The sequence below is a fragment of the Streptomyces sp. NPDC050211 genome (genome assembly GCF_040656035.1).
GTDB lineage: Bacteria > Actinomycetota > Actinomycetes > Streptomycetales > Streptomycetaceae > Streptomyces.
Genome location: NZ_JBFALC010000045.1, coordinates 23582 through 42966 on the forward strand (window position 1 = coordinate 23582; position 19385 = coordinate 42966).

At 70.3% G+C, this 19385-nt stretch carries 17 protein-coding genes and 1 pseudogene; 13 read left to right on the top strand and 5 right to left on the bottom strand.

Annotated elements, in window-relative coordinates:
- The first annotated feature begins 94 nt into the window (after positions 1-94).
- Positions 95-3262, top strand: a complete 3168-nt coding sequence (locus AB0I98_RS33885; RefSeq protein ID WP_362948609.1) for a family 78 glycoside hydrolase catalytic domain — start codon at positions 95-97, stop codon at positions 3260-3262.
- On the opposite strand, the gene AB0I98_RS33890 is transcribed toward AB0I98_RS33885, so the two are convergent.
- Both AB0I98_RS33890 and AB0I98_RS33895 read right to left on the bottom strand, forming a co-directional pair.
- Positions 3228-4496, bottom strand: coding sequence for a cytochrome P450 (locus AB0I98_RS33890; protein WP_362948611.1), 1269 nt, complete (start codon positions 4494-4496; stop codon positions 3228-3230). The genes AB0I98_RS33885 and AB0I98_RS33890 overlap by 35 nt on opposite strands.
- Positions 4497-4512: 16 nt before the next feature.
- Entirely contained in the window at positions 4513-5862 is a 1350-nt protein-coding gene (locus AB0I98_RS33895; protein ID WP_362948613.1) for a glutamine synthetase family protein, read from the bottom strand.
- 338 nt (positions 5863-6200) lie between these two features.
- Between AB0I98_RS33895 and AB0I98_RS33900 the strand changes: the two genes are divergently transcribed.
- The 10 genes from AB0I98_RS33900 (at position 6201) to AB0I98_RS33945 (ending at position 16177) form a co-directional block, all read left to right on the top strand.
- Positions 6201-6389, top strand: coding sequence for a ferredoxin (locus tag AB0I98_RS33900; RefSeq protein ID WP_362948615.1), 189 nt, complete (start codon positions 6201-6203; stop codon positions 6387-6389).
- 1 nt (position 6390) lies between these two features.
- On the top strand, positions 6391-7608 hold the full coding sequence (locus tag AB0I98_RS33905; RefSeq protein WP_362948616.1) for an FAD-dependent oxidoreductase: 1218 nt from the start codon (positions 6391-6393) through the stop codon (positions 7606-7608).
- Entirely contained in the window at positions 7605-8471 is an 867-nt protein-coding gene (locus tag AB0I98_RS33910; protein ID WP_362948618.1) for an acetoacetate decarboxylase family protein, read from the top strand. Before AB0I98_RS33905 ends, AB0I98_RS33910 begins: the two co-directional genes overlap by 4 nt.
- On the top strand, positions 8464-9927 hold the full coding sequence (locus tag AB0I98_RS33915; RefSeq protein WP_362948620.1) for an aldehyde dehydrogenase: 1464 nt from the start codon (positions 8464-8466) through the stop codon (positions 9925-9927). Before AB0I98_RS33910 ends, AB0I98_RS33915 begins: the two co-directional genes overlap by 8 nt.
- Positions 9920-10840, top strand: a complete 921-nt coding sequence (locus AB0I98_RS33920) for a 3,4-dihydroxyphenylacetate 2,3-dioxygenase (RefSeq protein WP_362948621.1) — start codon at positions 9920-9922, stop codon at positions 10838-10840. The genes AB0I98_RS33915 and AB0I98_RS33920 overlap by 8 nt, the downstream gene beginning before the upstream one ends.
- Complete coding sequence (locus tag AB0I98_RS33925) at positions 10833-11678, top strand: fumarylacetoacetate hydrolase family protein (protein ID WP_362948623.1); 846 nt, start codon at positions 10833-10835, stop codon at positions 11676-11678. Before AB0I98_RS33920 ends, AB0I98_RS33925 begins: the two co-directional genes overlap by 8 nt.
- 26 nt (positions 11679-11704) lie before the next feature.
- Positions 11705-12322, top strand: coding sequence for a TetR family transcriptional regulator (locus AB0I98_RS33930; RefSeq protein WP_362948624.1), 618 nt, complete (start codon positions 11705-11707; stop codon positions 12320-12322).
- A 130-nt stretch (positions 12323-12452) separates the two neighbouring features.
- Positions 12453-13913, top strand: coding sequence for an APC family permease (locus AB0I98_RS33935; protein WP_362948626.1), 1461 nt, complete (start codon positions 12453-12455; stop codon positions 13911-13913).
- Between the two features lie 66 nt (positions 13914-13979).
- Positions 13980-15470, top strand: coding sequence for an aldehyde dehydrogenase (locus AB0I98_RS33940; protein ID WP_362948627.1), 1491 nt, complete (start codon positions 13980-13982; stop codon positions 15468-15470).
- Entirely contained in the window at positions 15467-16177 is a 711-nt protein-coding gene (locus AB0I98_RS33945; RefSeq protein WP_362948628.1) for a gamma-glutamyl-gamma-aminobutyrate hydrolase family protein, read from the top strand. The genes AB0I98_RS33940 and AB0I98_RS33945 overlap by 4 nt, the downstream gene beginning before the upstream one ends.
- A gap of 97 nt (positions 16178-16274) precedes the next feature.
- Here AB0I98_RS33945 and AB0I98_RS33950 read toward each other — a convergent pair whose 3' ends face one another.
- A complete protein-coding gene (locus AB0I98_RS33950) occupies positions 16275-16853 on the bottom strand; it encodes a MarR family transcriptional regulator (protein WP_362948630.1) in 579 nt (192 codons plus the stop codon).
- Between the two features lie 77 nt (positions 16854-16930).
- On the opposite strand from AB0I98_RS33950, the gene AB0I98_RS33955 reads away from it, so the two are divergent.
- Together AB0I98_RS33955 and AB0I98_RS33960 are read left to right on the top strand one after the other, a co-directional pair.
- Positions 16931-17104 (top strand): hypothetical protein, encoded by a 174-nt coding sequence (locus tag AB0I98_RS33955; RefSeq protein ID WP_362948632.1) that lies wholly within the window; start codon positions 16931-16933, stop codon positions 17102-17104.
- A 145-nt stretch (positions 17105-17249) separates the two neighbouring features.
- A pseudogene (locus AB0I98_RS33960) lies at positions 17250-17592 on the top strand (amidohydrolase family protein); the annotation flags it as partial.
- A 10-nt stretch (positions 17593-17602) separates the two neighbouring features.
- On the opposite strand, the gene AB0I98_RS33965 reads toward AB0I98_RS33960, so the two are convergent.
- Positions 17603-18589: a LysR family transcriptional regulator gene (locus AB0I98_RS33965; RefSeq protein ID WP_362948697.1), complete on the bottom strand. Its 987-nt coding sequence runs from the start codon at positions 18587-18589 to the stop codon at positions 17603-17605.
- Positions 18590-18636: 47 nt separating this feature from the next.
- Positions 18637-19332: a type 1 glutamine amidotransferase domain-containing protein gene (locus AB0I98_RS33970; protein ID WP_362948633.1), complete on the bottom strand. Its 696-nt coding sequence runs from the start codon at positions 19330-19332 to the stop codon at positions 18637-18639.
- Between the last annotated feature and the right edge of the window lie 53 nt (positions 19333-19385).

Below are 19385 nucleotides of genomic sequence, written 5' to 3' on the forward strand. Positions count from 1 at the left end.
AAGCCATGGACAGCCATCCCAGACGTCACTAGTTTCCCGGCCGATCGCAGTGAATCGATACAACCCGTGAGTCGAAAGCCGAAGGGATGACGGCATGGACAACGGAATCGACAGCGAACCGAACGGGGTGCCCCGCAGAACCGTGCTCGCCGTGAGCGTGGGTACGGCGGTCGCGGCGGCGGTGACGACGGGGAGAGGTACGGCGTATGCCGCGCCGCCCGCCTCAGCCGAGACCTCCGGCTCCGCCCTGACCGTGGAGCACCTGACCGTGGAGCACCGGACGAACCCCCTGGGCCTAGATGAGCCCACCCCTCGCTTCGGCTGGCACCTGCGCTCGCCGGCTCGGGGCCGATGCCAGACGGCGTACCAGATCCTGGTCGGGACCGGGCCCGGCCGCTCGGACGTGTGGAACAGCGGCCGGATCGACTCGGCGGACTCCGTGGCGGTGCGGTACGCGGGCCCCGAACTCCAGCCCTCCACCCGCTACTTCTGGACCGTCCGAGTCTGGGACGAGCACGGCCGCAAGGTCTCCACCCCGACCCCCACCGCCGTTTTCGAAACCGGTCTCCTCAGCACGGACGGCGTGACCGGCTGGAACGGCGCCCAGTGGATCAGCATGGCGGGCAAGCGTCCGAACACCCCCGGAGCGCCGCTGCTCCGCCATGAAACCGCTCTCCGCAAGGCCCGCGTCGCACAGGCCCGCCTCTACATCTCGGCCCTCGGCGTCTACGAGGCGCACCTCAACGGCCGCCGCGTCTCCGTGCCGCAGGACGGCGGGCGCACATATGAACTGCTCACGCCGGGCTGGACCAACTACGACACCAGCGTCAACTACATGACGTACGACGTGACCGACCTGCTCGCGGGCGAGCGGCGCGTCACGCTCGCCGCGGTCCTCGGCAACGGCTGGTACAACTCGCGCGTCAGCGAACCGGTCGACGGTGCGCCCGCGAGCAAGTACTACAGCAAGGACGGCAACCCGCTCGCCCTGAAGGCGAAGCTGCTGATCCGGTACACCGACGGCACGACGCAGACGGTGGTCACCGCGCCCGGCACCGGCTGGAAGGCCACCGACACCGGCCCGTACCGCGCGGACGACATCTACGACGGGCAGACCTACGACGCCCGCAAGGCACTGGACGGCTGGACGGCGAACGGTTTCGACGACAGCACCTGGGCGGACGTCGACGTACACGGTTTCGCCGCGAAGTTCCCCGACTCGAAGCTGATCGCCTACCCCGGCGAGACGGCACGCCTGATGCCGCAGTGGGACCGCCGGCCGCAGTCGGTGACCGTCTACGACAAGGTCACCGGCGCGTCGGACAGCCCCAACGGCAAGGGCCGTATCGTCGTCGACCCGGACCGCTCGACCACCGATCCGGCCGAGGCCGCGCGCGCCCGGGTCACCCTGAGCACCGGGGACACCGCCATCTTCGACCTGGGCCAGAACATGGTCGGTGTTCCTCGTTACACCCTCAAGGGTCCGGCCGGCGCCGAAGTCGTGTTCCGCTTCGGCGAGATGCTCAACGACGACAGCGCGGGCGCCGACGGCCCCGAGGGCTCGGTCTATCTGGCCAACCTGCGCGCGGCCAAGGCGACCAGCACCTACGTCCTGAAGGGCGCCGAGGACGGCGAGACCCACCAGGACTCGCTCACCTTCTACGGCTTCCGCTACGTCCAGGTGCGCGTCGCCACCCCCGGCACCACCGTCACCGTCTCCAGCGTGACCGGCAGGGTCGCCACCTCCGCCGTCCGCGACACCGGCACGGTCACCACCGACAACGACCTCGTCAACCAGCTGTTCAGCAACGTCCGTTGGGGCCAGCGCGGCAACTACCTCTGGGTCCCCACCGACTGCCCGCAGCGCGACGAGCGCCAGGGCTGGACCGGCGACACCCAGGTGTTCTGCAACACCGCCCTCTACAACGGCGACGCGGTGAACTTCCTCAGCCACTTCCAGGACACCCTCATCGCCTCGCAGACCGCCTACGGTCTCGACGGCGCCCAGTTCCCGTGTATCGCGCCCGGCTCCCGGTACGCCTTCCCGGCCCCCGCGAGCGGCTGGGCCGACGCGGGTGTCATCGTGCCGTGGACCGTCTGGCAGATGTCCGGCGACACCGCGGTGATCGACCGCAGTTGGGCGGCCATGACCAAGTACGTCGACTGGATCCGCGCCAAGTCCGGTGACGCGTACGCCGGTCAGGGCGCGATCTTCGGCGACTGGCTGGCGTTCCAGAACACCAGCGCCCAGCTGATGAGCGACGCCTACTACGCGTACTCCACCCGGCTGTTGGCGGACATGGGCCGCGCCACCGGCCGTACGGCCGAGGCTTCCGCCTACGACGAGCTGTATGCGCGGATCAAGAAGGCGTTCACCGCGAAGTACCTCGCCACCGACGCCTCCGGCAGGCTCGTGCTCCGCTCCAGTCTCGGCAAGCCGCAGGACTGGGGCGAACCGGCCCCGGCGGAGGACAACTCCCAGACCGCGCTGGTGTGGGCGCTCAAGCTCGGCCTGTACGACACGGACGCGCAGCGCCGCGAACTGGTGGCCCTGCTCGCCGAGAACATCGGGAACTCGGAGGAGTACAAGCAGGCCCACCCGGACAGCGCCCGGGTGGATTACGCCGAGAACACGCTGTCCGTGGGCTTCCTGGGCGTCAACGTCCTCGCCCCCGTGCTCACCGCTGCAGGCCGCGCGGACCTGGCGTACGCACTGCTCCACCAGGACGCCATGCCGTCCTGGCTGTACTCGGTGAAGAACGGCGCCACCACCGTGTGGGAGCGCTGGAACTCCTACTCCGAGGAGGACGGTTTCGGCCCGGTCGAGATGAACTCGTTCAACCACTACTCCTACGGCGCCATCGCGGAGTGGATGTACGAGGACATGGCCGGCATCGCCAAGGACCCGGCCCACCCCGGCTTCCGGCACTTCTTCCTGCGGCCGCACATCGACCCCACCGGGAAGGTCACGCGGGTGGCGGGTTCGTATGTCTCCCCGTACGGGGAGATCGTCAGCGAGTGGGTCGTCGACGGGGCGACGTTCACGCACCGGTGCGTGGTCCCGCCCAACACGACCGCGACTCTGCGCGTCCCGACGGTCGATCCGGACACGGTGCGGGAGGGACGGACACCGCTGGCTCGTGTGCCCGGGGTGAAGTACCTGGGCCACGTGGACGGGACTGCCGACTACCGGGTGCCGTCCGGCAGTTACCGGGTGACCTCCGAGATCAGGCGAGCGTCACTGTCACCGGCAGCTTCTTGATGCCGTTGACGAAGTTGGAGCGCACGCGCGGTACGTCCCCCGCCGGCCTGATGTCGGCGAGGCGGGGGATCAGCTCCTCGAACATGATGCGGATCTCGGTGCGGGCGAGCAGATTGCCCAGGCACAGATGAGGGCTGCCCTTGCCGAAGGTGACGTGGTCGTTGTTCTGCCGGGTGACGTCGAAGTCGTAGGGGTTTTCGAAGACGGATTCGTCGCGGTTGCCGGAGGCGTACCACATCACGACCTTGTCGCCCTCCTTGACCTGCTTGCCGCCGAGTTCGACATCGCGGGTCGCGGTGCGGCGGAAGTGGTAGACGGGTGAGGCCCAACGCAGAAACTCCTCCACCGCCGTGGGAATGAGAGAGGGGTCGTCCTTGAGCCGGGCGAGTTGCTCGGGGTGCTGGAGGAGGGCGAGCATCGAGTGGGAGATGGTGTGGCGGGTGGTCTCGTTGCCCGCCACCACCAGCAGCAGGAAGTAGTTGTCGAAGTCCTGCGCGGAGAGCGGGACGCCGTCGCGCGGGGTGGTGTTGACCAGCTTGGAGACCAGGTCCGTGCCCTCGCCGCCGCGCCGCTGCCGGGCCAACTCCCGTCCGTACTCGAAGACTTCGATCGAGGCGGGGGAGCGGAACGGCAGATCGCGGTACTTCTCGCTCTCCTCGCTGTTCAGGAGCACATCGGCGTAGTCGGGGTCGGTGTTGCCGATGATGCGGTTTCCCCAGTCGATGAGCTGCTGGTTGTCCTCCGGCGGCACATCGAGGAGCCGGGCGAGGACGTTGATCGGGAAGTCGGCGGAGACGTCGGAGACGAAGTCGAAGGTGCCCTTGGCGAGGGCGGCGTCGAGGGTCTGTGCGGTGAGGCCGCGCAGGAAATCGGTGTAGCTGTTGATGACGCTCGCGCCGAACTGACGCTGGATCACGCTGCGCAGCGCACGGTGGCGGACGCCGTCCAGCTCCAGGATGGAAGCGCGTTTCTTGATCTGGTCGTCGTCGACCTCTTCGAGGTTGACGAACCTCGTCGAGGTGAAGGTCTCGGGGTCGCGGTCGACGGTGGCGATGTCGGCGTGCCGGGTGACCGCCCAGAAACCGGAGTTGGGCTTCTCCTCGGGCTGCCAGTGCACCGGGTCCTCGTGGCGCAGCGTGTGGAACATCCGCCAGGGCGTCACTCCGTCGGTGAAATTGTCGAGGTCGGCGAGGTTCACCTCGCCCAGCGGCATGGGCTCGATCGCAGAGGTCATCGGTGACTCCCAGGTGTTACAGGTGGTAGGCGTACTCGGTGAACTCCCAGTCGGTGACGTGCCGTTGGAAGCGTTCGACCTCGTTGCGCTTATAGGAGAGGTAGGACGTGGTGAAGCCCTTGCCGAGCAGCTCGGCCAGGTCGGTGTCCGCCTCCAGAGCGTCGAGCGCGGAGGACAGGGAGGTGGGCAGCACAGCGGATCGTGTGGTGTCGTAGCCGTAGCCCTCCAGTGGCGCCGGGGGCTCCTCACCGGCGAGGACACCGAGGAGGGCGGCGGCCACGGTGGCGGCGATCGCCAAGTAGGGGTTGGCGCCGGCGTCGCCGAGCCGCAGCTCCAGACGGGCCCCCGCGCCGCGCTCGGGCGGGATACGGACCATCGCGCTGCGGTTGTCCAGGCCCCAGTCGATCAGCCAGGGCGCGAGGGTGTCGGGGCCGAAGCGTTTGTACGAGTTCACCGTCGGGTTGAGCAGTGCGGCGAGGGCGGGTGCGTGCGCCAGGACGCCGGCGACCGCGTGCCGGGCGGTGGCCGAGAGGCCGTACGGAGCCGTCGGGTCGTCGAAAACGTTTCCCGACCGGTCGTCCTCGCAGGACAGATGCAGATGGAAGCCGGAGCCGCCCGCGTCGTTGAACGGCTTGGCCATGAAGGTCGCAAGCCGGCCCTCCTTGCGGGCCAGCTCCTTGACCGCGGCCTTGAAACGGAAGGCATGGTCGGCGGCGGTCATCGCGTCGGCGTGGGCGAGATTGATCTCGAACTGCCCGCCGTCGAACTCGTGGTTCCCGCTCAGCACGCCGATGCCCAGCCCGCGCACCGCTCGCAGCGTGCGCAGCAGATGGTTGTCGGGGTCGGCGCGCAGGCCGGTGGTGTAGACGACGCCCGCCTCGGTGGAGTACCGGCGCCAGCCACCCGTCTGCGTCGATTCGCAGAGGAAGTACTCCAGCTCGGGTCCGACGACCGGCCGCAGCCCGTGCCCGGCGCACCGCTCCAGGACCGCGCGCAGCAGGTCGCGGGGCGATTCGGCGGCCGGCCCTCCGGTCGCCGGGTCGACGACCTCGGCGAGACAGCCGGCGACTCCCGGCTCCCAGGGAAGGGCCACCAGCGTGTCGAGGTCCGGGCGTACGCAGATGTCCGGCAGCCCCGCGTCCAGGCCGCCGCTGACCGGGACCACATCGCCCTGCGGGCTGGTGTGGTAGACGGCCCGGCAGAAGGCCAGCCCGTGCGCACAGGCCCGGTCCAGCTCCTCGACCAGTACGTCCCGCCCCCGGTCGGTGCCGAGGAGATCGGGGTACGTCACTCGGACCACGTCGATGCCGTCGGCGGTGAGGCGGTCCATGTGGCGGCGGACTTCTTGGGGATCGTGAGCGCTCACCGTTGTCTCCTCGGGCGGATGTCGGGGCGCTTCCGGGGTGGCGTACACGCGGGCCGGAAGGCGGGGTGAGGGAGGGGGAGAGGGCGCCGGATGCGATGTCGGAGGGCGGCGCCCCGTTCTCGTTTGATGCCAAACGGTAGGCGTGCTCCAGGTGCCCCGCAAGGGTTTGCCCCCAAGAATTTATCCATGTGGATAGGTATTGACCAGCCCCCGCCCGCTTCCTATCTTGTTTGGAGCCAAACGAGTCCGGGTGCGGTCTTCGCTCCCGTTGGCCGGGGCCCGCCCGCCTGGCGGCCGGGCCCCTTCATCCCCCTTCGCCCCTTTCCTGGAGGCCGGCCATGAAGGTCGTCGTCGACATGAACAAGTGCCAGGACCACGGCCAGTGCGTCTTCGCGGCCCCCGACGTCTTCCGGATGGACGACGGCGGACACCTGGCCCACGTCCCCGACCCGGACGACGCGCTGCGCGACGAGGTCGAGGAAGCGGTGGACGTGTGCCCGCTGCAGGCCATCCGGATCGAGGACTGACATGAGCCCCCGCATCCTCGTGGCGGGCGCCTCCATGGGCGGCCTGCGCGCCGCCGAGCACCTGCGTGCCGCGGGCTGGACCGGCCGCGTCACCGTGATCGGCGACGAGCCGCACATGCCGTACAACCGGCCTCCGCTGTCGAAGGAGGTCCTGGCGGGAAAGGTGCCCTTCGAGTCGCTCGCCTTCACGCCGAAGCCGTGGGCGGCCGACGTCGAGTGGCGGCTGGGCACGCGCGTCATCGCGGCCCGGCTCGCCGAACGGACCGTCGCACTCGACGACGGCTCGACACTGTCGTACGACGGTCTGGTCGTCGCCACCGGAATGCGGCCCCGTCGGCTGCACTGCCCCGGCCCTCTCGCCGGGCGGCACACCGTCCGCACGATCGCCGACGCGCAGGGCCTGCGGGACGAGCTGACCCGGCCCGGCGCACGGGTGGTCGTGGTCGGCGCCGGTTTCATCGGCTGCGAGGTGGCGGCCACCGCCGTCGGGCTCGGGGTCGCCGAGGTGACCGTTGTCGATCCATTGCCGCTGCCGATGGTGGGACCGCTGGGTGAACTGCTCGCGCGGGTGCTGCTGAAGCGGCACGAGGAGCGCGGGGTGCGCTTCGTGCTCGAAACCGGTGTAGCGGGTTTCGAGGGCGAGGACCGGGTCACCGGCGTCGTGCTGAGCGACGGCACCGTCCTGCCCGCCGACGTGGTCGTCGAGTCCGTCGGCTCGGTCGCCAACACCGAGTGGCTGGACGGCAACGGGCTCGATCTGACCGACGGCGTCCTGACCGACGAGCAGCTGCGGGTGTTCCCCGGGGTCGTCGCGGTCGGTGACGTGGCCCGTTTCCCCAACGCCCGCTATGACGGCGTACCGCGTCGCGTCGAGCACTGGTCGATCCCTACGGACACGGCCAAGCATGCGGCGAAGGTGCTGGTCGCGGGTGACGACGTGGAGCCGGCGACGCCCTTCGCTCCGCTGCCCACCTTCTGGAGTGATCAGCACGAGTTCCGGTTGCAGTCCTTCGGGGCGCCTGCGCTGGGTCTCGACGATGTGCGGGTTCTGGAGGGCGATCCCGAGGATCCCGAGGGGGACGTCCTCGTCGGTCACCACCGCGACGGTCGTCTGGTCGGTGTCGTCGCGCTCGGCGGCAAGGCCGCTGCCATGGGTGCTGCCCGTTACCGCGCCGGGCTGCTGAAGCAGCCCGCCCTGACCGTGCAAGGAGCGTCATGAGCAGTGTTCGTGGTTTCTTCCACCCCAAGTCGGCGTCGGGTGCGTCGTCGTTGATTCCCTCGCCGCCGTGGCGGTACTCCGGTGATCTGCTGACCGTCGAGTACCGGACGGACCCGGCGCGGGTGCGTGAACTTCTGCCCGAGCCACTGGAGTTGGCAGATGATGACCCCGGCGCGGTCGCGCTCATCTGGGCCGACTGGCAGTCGTGCTCGGCCGCGGGGGAGGAACTGCTGGATCCCGTGCGGTCGCAGTACAAGGAGGCGTTCGCGGTCGTCCGGTGCCGGTACCAGGGGCGGACGTACTCGCGATGTGTCTACATCTGGGTCGACAAGGACTTCGCCATCGCCCGCGGGCTGCACCAGGGCTATCCGAAGAAGCTGGGATCCATTCATCAGACGCGTCCGCATCCTTATGGGCCTGCTCCTCGCATCGAGGCGGGGGCTCGGTTCGGGGCGACGCTCGCGGCTGCGGACCGGCGGCTCGCCCAGGCCGTGGTCACCCTGCGGGAGCCGTCGGACACCAACGGGTTCGTCAACGGACATCCCATGGCCCACCATCGCTGGCTGCCGTCGATCGAGAGGGGCAAGGGGCTTGCGCTCGATGAGCTGATCGAGTCCGGGGCCGACTCCTTTGAGGGCGGCCAACCGTGGGTCGGCGAAGCCGAGTTGGAGCTGTTCGAGGCGCCTACGGAGGAGTTGGCCCGGTTGGAGGTGCGTGAGCCCATTGCCGCGTATTACCGGCAGGTGGGCGTGGTCTGGGACGGGGGTCGGTTGCTGGAGTCCGGGATGTCGGAAGCGTGCAGTTTCCGCGCCCCTGGGGAATCACCTGCCCCTCGTCCGAACAGGAGCCCTTCTCATGACTGACAAGATCACCGTCGCCGGCGTCACCATCGACACCCGGCACTGGATCGGCGGCCAACGTGTCGCCTCCGCCGAAACGTTCACCGACGTGTCCCCCATTGACGGCAGCGTTCTCGGCGAGATCGCCCGCGGCACCGCCACCGAAGCCGCCGCTGCTGTCGCCGCCGCCCGCGATGCCTTCCCCACCTGGGCCGCCACCTCCCGCGCCGAGCGCGCCCGCATCCTGCATGCCATCGCCGACGGTGTGGAGAAGCGGATCGAGGAGCTGGCGATCGTAGAGACGCATGACAACGGTGCGCTGCTGCGGTCCCACCGTCGCGGCGTGATGCCGCGGGTCGCTCACAACTTCCGTTTCTTCGCGGACTGGTTGTTGAAGCTAGACCATGAGGACTTCGAGACCAGGGGACACACCAACCACGTCAGCTGGGACCCGGCGGGCCCCTGCGTCCTCATCACGCCCTGGAACGCGCCGCTGATGCTGGCGACCTGGAAGGTCGCCCCTGCCCTTGCCGCCGGCAACACCGTCATTCTCAAGCCTGCCGAGTGGACGCCGCTCACCGCGTCCCTGCTGGCCGACATCGCCGCGGAGGCGGGGCTGCCGGCCGGGGTCCTGAACGTCGTGCAGGGGTATGGCGCCGACGTCGGTGACCCGCTCACCTCGCACCCGGACGTACGCCGGATCAGCTTCACCGGTTCCGTGCCGACCGCACAGCGCATCGCCGCCTCCGCCGCGGCCAACCTCACCCCGCTGAGTCTTGAACTCGGCGGTAAATCGCCGCTGTTGGTGTTCGCGGACGCGGATCTGGAGCTGGCCGTCGATCTCGCTGTGGAGCAGTACGACAACGCGGGGCAGGTGTGTCTCGCGGGGACCCGGCTGCTCGTGGAGGAGCCGGTGGCCGAGGAGTTCGTACGACGTTTTGTCGACAAGGTGTCACGGCTCACGCAAGGCGATCCGCGGGACGAGGCCACCGACATCGGGCCCAACATTCACGCCCGCCAGCTGGAGAAGATCGACGGTTTCGTGCAGCGGGCGATCGCCGCCGGGGGCCGCGCGGTCATCGGTGGCAGGCGTGGCCAGGGCCTCTACTACGAGCCGACGCTGCTCACCGATGTCGCCCAGGACTCGGAGATCGTGCAGGAGGAGGTCTTCGGGCCCGTCCTCACCCTCCAGACCTTCAGTGGCGAAGAAGTGGCTGTGCGGCTCGCCAACGGAACCCGTTTCGGGCTCGCCGCCACCGTCGCGACCGGCGACCCGGAGCGTGCCGAGCGTGTCACCGGGCAGCTTGTCGCGGGCACCGTCTGGGTCAACTGCTTCTTCGTGCGCGACCTTCAGGCGCCCTTCGGCGGTTCGCGGCTCTCCGGGGTCGGCCGCGAGGGCGGCACCTGGAGCTTCGACTTCTACTGCGATCTGAAGAACACCGTCACCGCCCCGAAGGGATGGAACCAGAACCATGGGTGAGATCGTCGGGGCCGGGCTGCTCGCCCACGTCCCCACCATCGTGCTGCCGGAGGCCGACCGGCTGGAGCTCAACGGGGGCAAGGAGATCACCCTTGTTACCGGGCTCCAGCAGCTCCGCCAGGAGGTCTTCGAGCGGGACGACTACGACACCGTCGTCGTCCTCGACTCGCACTGGGCGACGACGGTCGAGTTCGTCGTCACGGCCCAGCAGCGCCGGGCCGGGCTGTTCACGTCCGAGGAGCTGCCGCGCGGGATGTGCCGGATGCCGTACGACTTTCCCGGCGACCCCGAACTCGCCCACAACGTAGCGAAGTTCGCGGATCAGCACGGCACCTGGATCACCGCGATCGAGGACGAGTACCTGCCGATCTACTACGCCACCGTCAACCTCTGGAAGTTCCTCGGCGAGGGGCTGCCGGACAAGCGGTGGGTGACCGTAGGCGTCTGCCAGACCGGTGACATGGAGGATCATCTGCGGCTCGGGCGGGCGCTCGCCGACGGTATCGCCGCAACGCCCGGGCGCCGGGTGCTGCTGATCGCCTCCGGCGCGCTCTCGCACACCTTCTGGCCGCTGCGCGAGCTGCGCGACCACGAGGCCAGCGACCCGGTCCACATCTTCACTCCCGAGGCGCGCGAGGCCGACTCCGAGCGCATCGCGTGGTTCAAGGAGGGCCGGCACGACAAGGTCCTCGACACGATGGACGAGTTCTGGAAGTTCAAGCCGGAGGCGAAGTTCTTCCACTACCTGATGATGGCCGGTGCCCTCGGCGAGCAGGCCTGTGTGGCCGGGGCCCGCCAGTACGGCGAGTACGAGAACTCGATCGGCACGGGTCAGGTCCACCTCTGGTTCGACCGCCCGTCCGAGGGCTGGACCGGGAACCGCACCACTTCTCTGGAGACCTCACATGCCTGAGTACCGCCGCATCCTCCTGGACGGTGCCGCCGTCCAGGTCACCGTCGAGGGCGAAGAACTGACTGCCGGTGACGGCCGCCGCGTCAAGATCGAGGACGCGCAGCACCTTCCGCCGGTCATACCGTCGAAGGTGATCGCCGTCCATCTCAACCACAGCAGCCGGGTGGAGGAGTTCCGGATCGGACTTCCCGACACCCCGACGTACTTCCACAAGCCGACCTCCTCCCTCAACTCCCACCGGGGCGCGATCGTCCGTCCCGAGGGCTGCAAGTGGCTCAACTACGAGGGTGAGGTCGCCATCGTCATCGGGAAGACCGCGCGGAACATCTCGCCCGAGGAGGCGGGGGAGTACATCGCGGGCTACACCGTCGCAAACGATTACGGCCTGCACGACTTCCGCGACACCGACGCCGGTTCGATGCTGCGGGTCAAGGGCTCGGACACCCTCTGCCCGCTCGGGCCCGCCCTGGTCACCGACTGGGACTTCCACGGCAAACGGCTTCGTACGTACGTCAACGGCGAGGTCGTGCAGGACGGTTCGACCGACGAGATGAAGTGGGACATGCACTACCTCGTCGCCGACATCGCCCGCACCATCACGCTGTACCCCGGTGACGTGCTGCTCTCGGGCACGCCCGCCAACTCCCGTCCCGTCCACCCCGGCGACGTCGTCGAGGTCGAGGTCGAGGGCCTCGGCCGGCTCACGAACCACATCGTGACCGGGCCGACCCCCGTCCGCACCGACGTCGGCGCCCAGCCCACCGAGTCCGAGGAAGTGCTGTCGACCGCGCTCGGCGGCGACTGGGAATTCCGTGGCATCAGGCCGCCGAAGCGTTGAGCGGCGGCGTCGGTAGGGTCGGGGGCATGACCGACGCCGCCGAGCCCGCAGGTGAGGCCCGTCCCCGCAAGCGCGTGCGCAACTACGGGGCCGGCCGGACCGCCCTGCTCGACGCCGCCGTGCGCGTGGTGGCGCAGGGCGGGCTGCGCAAGCTCACCTACCGGGCCGTCGCCGAGGAGGCGGGCGTCACCCACGGTCTGGTCGTGCACCACTTCGGCTCGCGCGACGCGCTGATCGAGGAGGCACTCACCCACGCCATCCGCTCCTCGCTGAGCAGCAGCACGCTCGGCGAGGGCGGCGGTACGCCCGACGACTTCTCGGCCGGGCTGACGGAGATGGTGGCGTCCGGCCCCGACCTCCAGGCCTTCCAGTACGAGCTGCTGCTGGAGGCCCGCCGCAGGCCGGAGCTTCACGCCCATCTGCGTGCGCTGTACGACGAGTACTTCGAGGCCACCCACCGAGAACTGTCCCGGATGCTGCCCGGCCCGGTCGGCCAGGGGCTGTCCCGGATGGTCTTCGCCACCCTGGAGGGACTCGTCCTGCACCAGCTCGTCTTCGGCGAGCGGGACGTCATCGAGGACGCCCTCGAGGAACTGCGCTCGGTGCTGCGCCTGCTGGCGGAGCGCCGGGCCGGCGAGGACTGACCGGTCCCGGAAATCCACGGCGGAACCGGTTTCTCTCCGCCACCCCCTTGTCAAACGGATAGTTCCACCCGACGATGAGGCAACTCGTTTGGCCCTAAACGACCCTCCTCCCTCCCGGCAGGTGATCCGAGTGGACAGTCAGACGGTCTCCAGGGCGCAGAACCCGAAAGACACGGCCCCAGCCACCCAACTCAAGCCCAATGCCCTGGGCGTCCTGGGCATCCTCTTCCTGGTGCTCTCCGCCCAGGCGCCGCTCACCGGCATCGCCGGCACGGTCCCCATCTCCGTCGCGACCGGCAACGGCCCCGGCACCCCCGCCGCCTATGTGCTGGCGGGCGCGGTGATCCTGCTGTTCTCGGTCGGCTTCGTCGCGATGGGCCGCCATCTCGTGGCCGCCGGTGCCTTCTCGGCGTACATCGGCACAGGGCTGGGGCGGACCACCGGCACCGGCAGCGCGTTCGTCGCGCTGTTCGCGTACTGCACCATCCAGGCCGCCATGTACGGGCTGTACGGCGCCGTGGTGAGCGGCCTGGTCGCCGAGCACGCCGGGCTCGACCTGCCGTGGTGGGTCTGGTCGCTGGCCACCATGGCGGTGGTGCAGGCGCTGGGGGCGATGGGCATCGAGATGGGTGCCAAGGTGCTGGCCGTCTTCGTGCTCGCGGAGTTCAGCATCCTGACCGTCTTCGCGCTGGTCGCCCTCGTGAAGGGCGGCGGACCCGAGGGGCTCGGCATCTCCGACTCCTTCTCGCCCGGTGCCGCGCTGCAGGGCGCGCCGGGCGTGGCCGTGATGTTCGCCGTGGCGTCCATGTTCGGCTTCGAGTCCACCGCGATCTACGGCGAGGAGGCCCGCGAGCCGCGCAGGACCGTCCCGCGGGCCACCTATCTCGCGGTCGTCGTGGTAACCGTCTTCTTCGCGGTGACGTCCTGGATGCTGATCTCCTCGTACGGCGCCTCCAGGGCCGGCGCGGCGGCGGGCGCGGCGCTGGAGAGCGGGGACTCGAGCGGGTTCGTCTTCGCGCCGATCGCGGCCGAGTTCGGCGGCTGGGTGACCGACGTCCTGCCGATCCTGCTGGCCACCTCCCTCTTCGCCGGCATCCTCACCTTCCACAACTCCGCCAACCGCTACCTGTTCTCGCTCGGCCGGGACGGTCTGCTGCCCCGTGGGCTGTGCACCCTCAATCGCCGCCGCGCACCCTGGACTGCGGGCTGTGTCCAGACCGTCGTCGCCGTCCTGCTGGTCGTGCCGTTCGCGCTGGCGGATCTGGACCCGGTGCTGAAGCTCTTCTCCTGGTTCAGCGGGGTGGCCGTCCTGGCGATGATGCTGCTGTACCTGCTGACCTCGGTCTCGGTCATCGTCTTCTTCCGCCGTGAGCGTCTCGACCCCCGCCTCTGGAACACCCTGATCGCCCCCTCCCTCGGCGCCCTCGGTCTCGCGGCCACCATCTGGCTGATCCTGGACAACTTCACCGCGCTCAGCGGGGGACAGGGGTCCACGGTCGTCTGGCTCGTGGCGTCGGTGCCGGCGGTCATGGCGGTGGGCGTCGTGGTGGCGCGGGTGACCGGCCGCGGTGTCGCGGCGCCCGGCGACTGATCACGTCGAGACCATTTCCACCACCATATCGTTTGAGCCCAAAGAAATACCTGTTCTGGAGGTTCCATGCCGGCCGTCACCTACGACGAGTGGCTCAGCCGCGCCAAGGCGCTGAAGGTGTCCGGCGCGCACCACATCGACGGCGCCGAGGAGCCGGGCGGCGGCGCCGTCTTCCCGGTCGTCTCCCCGCGTGACGGCCGGGTCGTCGCCGAGGCCGCCGACGCGGGGGACGCAGAGGTGGACGCCGCCGTCGCGGCGGCACGGCGGGCCTTCGACAGCGGACCGTGGCCTCGCCTGGCCCCCGCCGAGCGCGGCCGCGTCCTGCTCCGCCTCGCCGAACTCCTCGAAGAACAGCGGGAGTTGCTGGCCCTCATGGTCAGCGTGGAGATGGGCAAGCCCATCACGGACGCCTACGCCATCGAACTGCGCGCCGCCGTCAACACCTTCCGCTGGTACGGCCAGCTCGCCGACAAACTCACCGACGAGTCCCCGCACACCCCGCCCGACGCCCTCGCGCTCGTCACGCGTGAGCCGGCCGGAGTGGTCGGCGCGGTCGTGCCGTGGAACTTCCCGCTGACGCTGGCCGGCTGGAAGGTCGCGCCGGCGCTGGCCGCGGGCTGCACGGTCGTACTGAAGCCATCGGAGAACTCCCCGCTGTCCGCCCTGCTCCTCGGCCGCCTGGCGACCGAGGCCGGGCTGCCGCCCGGCGTCCTCAACGTCGTGGGCGGCAACGGGCCGGTGGCGGGGCGGGCGCTCGGCATGCACCCCGATGTCGACGTCCTGGCCTTCACCGGCTCCACCGCCGTCGGCCGTCAGTTCCTGCGCTACGCCGCCGACTCCAACCTCAAGCGCGTCTGGCTCGAACTCGGCGGCAAGTCCCCGAACATCGTCCTGCCCGACGCCCCTGACCTGGAAAAGGCCGCCGCGACCGCCGCGTGGGGCATCTTCTTCAACCAGGGCGAGATGTGCACGGCTCCGTCCCGGCTGCTGGTGCACTCCTCGATCGCCGAGCAGGTCACCGAGGCCGTCGTCCGGCGGGCGCGGGAGCTGCGGGTCGGGGATCCCCTCGACCCGGCGACCGAGATGGGCGCGCTGGTGGGCGAGAGCCATCTGACGCGCGTACTCGACCACATCGGCACCGGCCGGGAGGAGGGCGCCCGGCTGCGCACCGGCGGCGCGCGGCTGCCGTCCGCGATCGGTGGGACGTACCTCCAACCGACCGTCTTCGACCGGGTCGCCGCCGATTCCCGGCTGGCCCGCGAGGAGATCTTCGGCCCGGTGCTGTCCGTGCTGACCTTCGACGACCTGGACCAGGCGGTCCGGCTGGCCAATGCCACCGAGTACGGCCTCGCCGCCGGCCTGTGGACCTCCGACCTGTCCACCGCCCATCGGGTCTCTCGGGCGCTGAAGGCCGGCACGGTCTGGGTCAACTGCTACGAGGAGGGCGACCTGACCGTGCCGTTCGGCGGCATGAAGCAGTCGGGCAACGGCCGCGACAAGTCGGCCCACGCCCTGGAGAAGTACACCGAGCTCAAGACGACCTGGATTCAGCTGTGAACCGTCCTCTCATCGCCATCCCGGCCCGCTTCTCCGCCAGGACCTCGGCGTTGCGCTACGCCGCCGAGGTCAACGCCCGTGCCCTCGTCGAGGCCGTCTGGCGGGCGGGCGGCGAACCGGCGAGCATTCACCCCGCGGACACCGACGTCGCCGCCCGGCTCGCCCGCTTCGACGGCGTCCTACTGCCGGGCGGCGGTGACCTGGCGCCTTACCGCTACGGCCAGGAAGAGACCCACGCCCGTGTGTACGACGTCGACGAGACACAGGACGGCTTCGACCTCCAAGTCGCCCACAGCGCACTGGAGTCGGGGACTCCGCTGCTGGCGATCTGCCGCGGACTGCAAGTCGTGAACGTCGCCGTCGGCGGCACCCTGGAGCAGGACATGGGCGGGCCGGAGCGCGAGCACCGGCACCTCGTCCACCCGGTCCGCCTGGAACCGGGGTCGCTCGTCGCCGGGGCCGCACGCGCGGAGAAGGCCGACGTCTCCTGCTACCACCACCAGCGCGTCGACCGCCTGGGCGCGGGCCTGGAGATCACCTCACGCGCGGGCGACGGGACGATCGAGGCGCTCGAACTCCCCGGCGGGCGGGGCTGGTTCGTGGCCGTCCAATGGCACCCGGAGGACACGGCAGCCGAAGACCCGCGCCAGCAGGGCCTGTTCGACGCGCTTGTGCGGGCGGCGGCCAGGTGTGGTGCGATGCCGTGACAGGTGGTGGTCGTCTGCGGGTCCGTTGTGGCTGGTCGCGCAGTTCCCCGCGCTCCTTCGGGGCGCGGCCGAACCGCAGCCGACTTCGCCAGGCCGCTCAAGCCTTGGAGTTGGGGCGCCGTCCGCTGCGCCGGGGTGCCGGCTCCGCGCCGGCCAGCAGTGTGCGGCGGCGCTCCTCGCCCGCCTCCTCCACCTGGAGGACGACGCTGCGCAGCGATTCGGCGAGGGTGCGGCACTCGGCGTCTCCGAGGCGGGCCGTGACGAAGGCCTCCTCCTCGTTGAAGGCCGGGAACACGCGCTCCATGAACTCCTCGCCCTTGTCGGTGAGGCCGATCAGCACCAGCCGTCCGTCGGTCGGGTGGCCGGTGCGGCGCAGCAGCCCGCGGGACTCCAGCGTGCGCGTCACCCCCGTCAGCGTCCCCTTGGAGATCCCGGCCTCCTCTGCGACGTGCCGGGTCTCCGACTCGCCCCACACCCACACCACCCACAGCACCACGAAGCCCGTCCAGGTCAGGTCCGAGCCGCGCAGCACCGAGTTCTCCAGGTGCTGGCGCACCGCGGCCGCCGCCCGGTGGATGTTCGCCACGGCCGCCATCTGGTCCCGGTGGATCGGCAGGCCGCCGAGCCGGGCCGCGGCGAGCTTCTCGGCTTGGGTGATGGATCGGTCGCCGGACAAGGAGAACTCCTTCGATCAGGTCGTTCGGGCTCAAATTGTACGAATCCTTGCACTCTCCCACGGAAAGAGGCCAGAGCGTGAGCGCAGCGCCTCCCACCCTCGTCCTGACCGGCGGCCAGGTCCTCACCGTCGACGGCGACTTCACGGTCACCGAAGGCGTGGCCGTCTGCGGTCCGACATCGTCGCCACCGGCACTGACGCCGCCATGCGCGTCAGGCCGTACGCCGCCCCGTGCAGATGCGAGTCGTTGATGCCGGGCAGGACGGTCCGGTCGCCGCGGCGGTGGCCGGAGCGGTCCGGGCCGCCGCTCCCGGTGAGTGGATCAGCGGTCTCGGCTGGGACACCGGTTACCTCGCGGAGTGCCCGGCCGCCGCACTGCGCCGCTGCGGAATCGACGCGGCCGTCGAGGCCGGCGTCAGGTCTGCGCCGGCTCGGACGCGCCGATCACCGAGCCCGACTGGCGGCAGGGCGTCGTCTCGATGATGCTGCGCGAGTCCAAGGCCGGCGGCCGGCCGAGCGGCCCCGAGCAGTGTGTACCGCTCGCCGACGCCTGCGCGCCTACACCGCCACGCCCGCCCGGCAGGACTTCGCCGACGACTTCAAGGGCACGGTCGAGCCGGGCAAGGTGGCCGACCTGTGTGTCCTGGACCGGCCGCTGCTCGGCCTCGACCCGCACGACATCACCGGTGCGGAGGTGGACCTCACGGTGTTCGACGGCCGGGTGGTCTTCGAAGGGTGAGTCCGCGCCGTCACCACGTAGGCCCCAGCGCCAGCAACCGCTCCCGTACCCGTACGACGTCCGGATTCTCCGGTGTCCCCGGACGCTGGACGAGATACGCGGTGTTGATCGGCGGATCGTCCGTCTCGTGCAGCAGGGCCAGTACGCCGTCGGCGAGTTCGGCCGCGCAGAGATAGCGGGGCAGGACCGTGAAGCCCGCGCCCGCCGTGACCGCCGCCAGGACGCCGCGCAGGTCGGGCATGGTGACGGCGGCGCGGCAGTTGAGGCGCTGCTCGAAGGCGTGACGCCAGTAGCGGCGGACGATGGGGAGGTCCTCGGCGTACGTGATCAGCGGGACCGTGTGCAGGACGCCGGGGCCCTCCGCGGTGAGGCGGCCGGCGAGGTGCTCGGCCCACTTCGGTGCGGCGACGAGGACGAACTCCTCGTCCAGCAGCGGCATCGCGGCCAGCGTCCGGCCGCGCGGGCGCGTGGTCGCGATGACCAGGTCGTGGCGGCCGGACCGCAGTTCGTCGAGGAGCGGGTCGGTCAGACCGGGCGTGATCCGCAGCTGCACGCCGTCCGCGACGAGCGGCGCCAGCGCGGGCAGCACCCGGACGCAGAGGAGTTCGGCGGGACCGGCCAGATGGACCGGAGCGGTGGCCGGCGCCTCCGCCGGGTCGTGTCCGGCGGCGGCCAGCAGGGCGTCGAGCGGGCCCGCGATCCGGGTCGCCAGGTCATGGGCGTACGGCGTCGGCGTGACCCCGCGCGGCAGCCGGGCGAACAGCTCGCGCCGCGACTGCCGTTCCAGGGCCCTGACCTGCGTGGTCACCGTGGGCTGTGAGATGCCGAGCAGCTGGGCGGCGGCGGTGAAGGAGCCGGAGCGGTAGACGGCGAGGAACGTGCGGACGAGGTTCAGGTCCAGGGGCGCGGGCGGGGAGTGCGGCGCGGGGGAGTGCGGCGCCCCGTCCGGGTCCCGGGGTTCGCGGGACCCGTCGGGGCCATTGGAATCCTTATGCATCACAGCGATGAGCCTAGCTCTCCGCTATGGCTTGCGGTCCTGCCCGGTCAGGCCAGCTTCTTCAGCAGCTCGGTGGCGACCGGGGCGGCGGAGGCCGGGTTCTGGCCGGTGACCAGGTTGCGGTCGACCACCACGTGCGGCGCCCAGGGCTCGCCGACCCGGACGTCCACGCCGGCCTCCACGAGACGCGTCTCCAGCAGCCACTTCGCCTTGTCGGCGAAACCGGACTGCGTCTCCTCGGCGTTGGTGAAGGCCGCGACCCGGTAACCCGCGAAAGCGTTGTCGCCGCCGTCCCGGACAGCGGCCAGCAGCGCGGCCGGACCGTGGCAGACGACGCCGAGCGGCTTGCCGGAGTCCAGAGTGTCGATGAGCAGCCTGCCGGAGCCGGCGTCGACGGAGAGGTCCTCCATCGGGCCGTGACCGCCCGGGTAGAAGACGGCGTCGTAATCGTCGAGCCGGACGTCCTCCAGCTTGACCGGCTGCTGAAGCTCGGTGATCGAGTCGAGCGCCGCCGCGACCCGGTCGGCGCCCTCCTGGCCGCCGTTGAACTCCGGCGCCAGGCTGGCCCGGTCCACGGTCGGCACGATCCCGCCGGGCGTGGCGACCACGATCTCGTGACCGGCGGCCTTGAACGCCTCGTACGGGGCGACGGCCTCCTCGGCCCAGAAGCCGGTCGGGTGCAGGGTGCCGTCGGCGAGCGTCCAGTGGTCGACACCGGTTACTACGAAGAGGATTTTTGACATGCGTCCACCCTAGGCGGGCCCGCCATAGGGATCCAATGAGGAATCCAATGCAT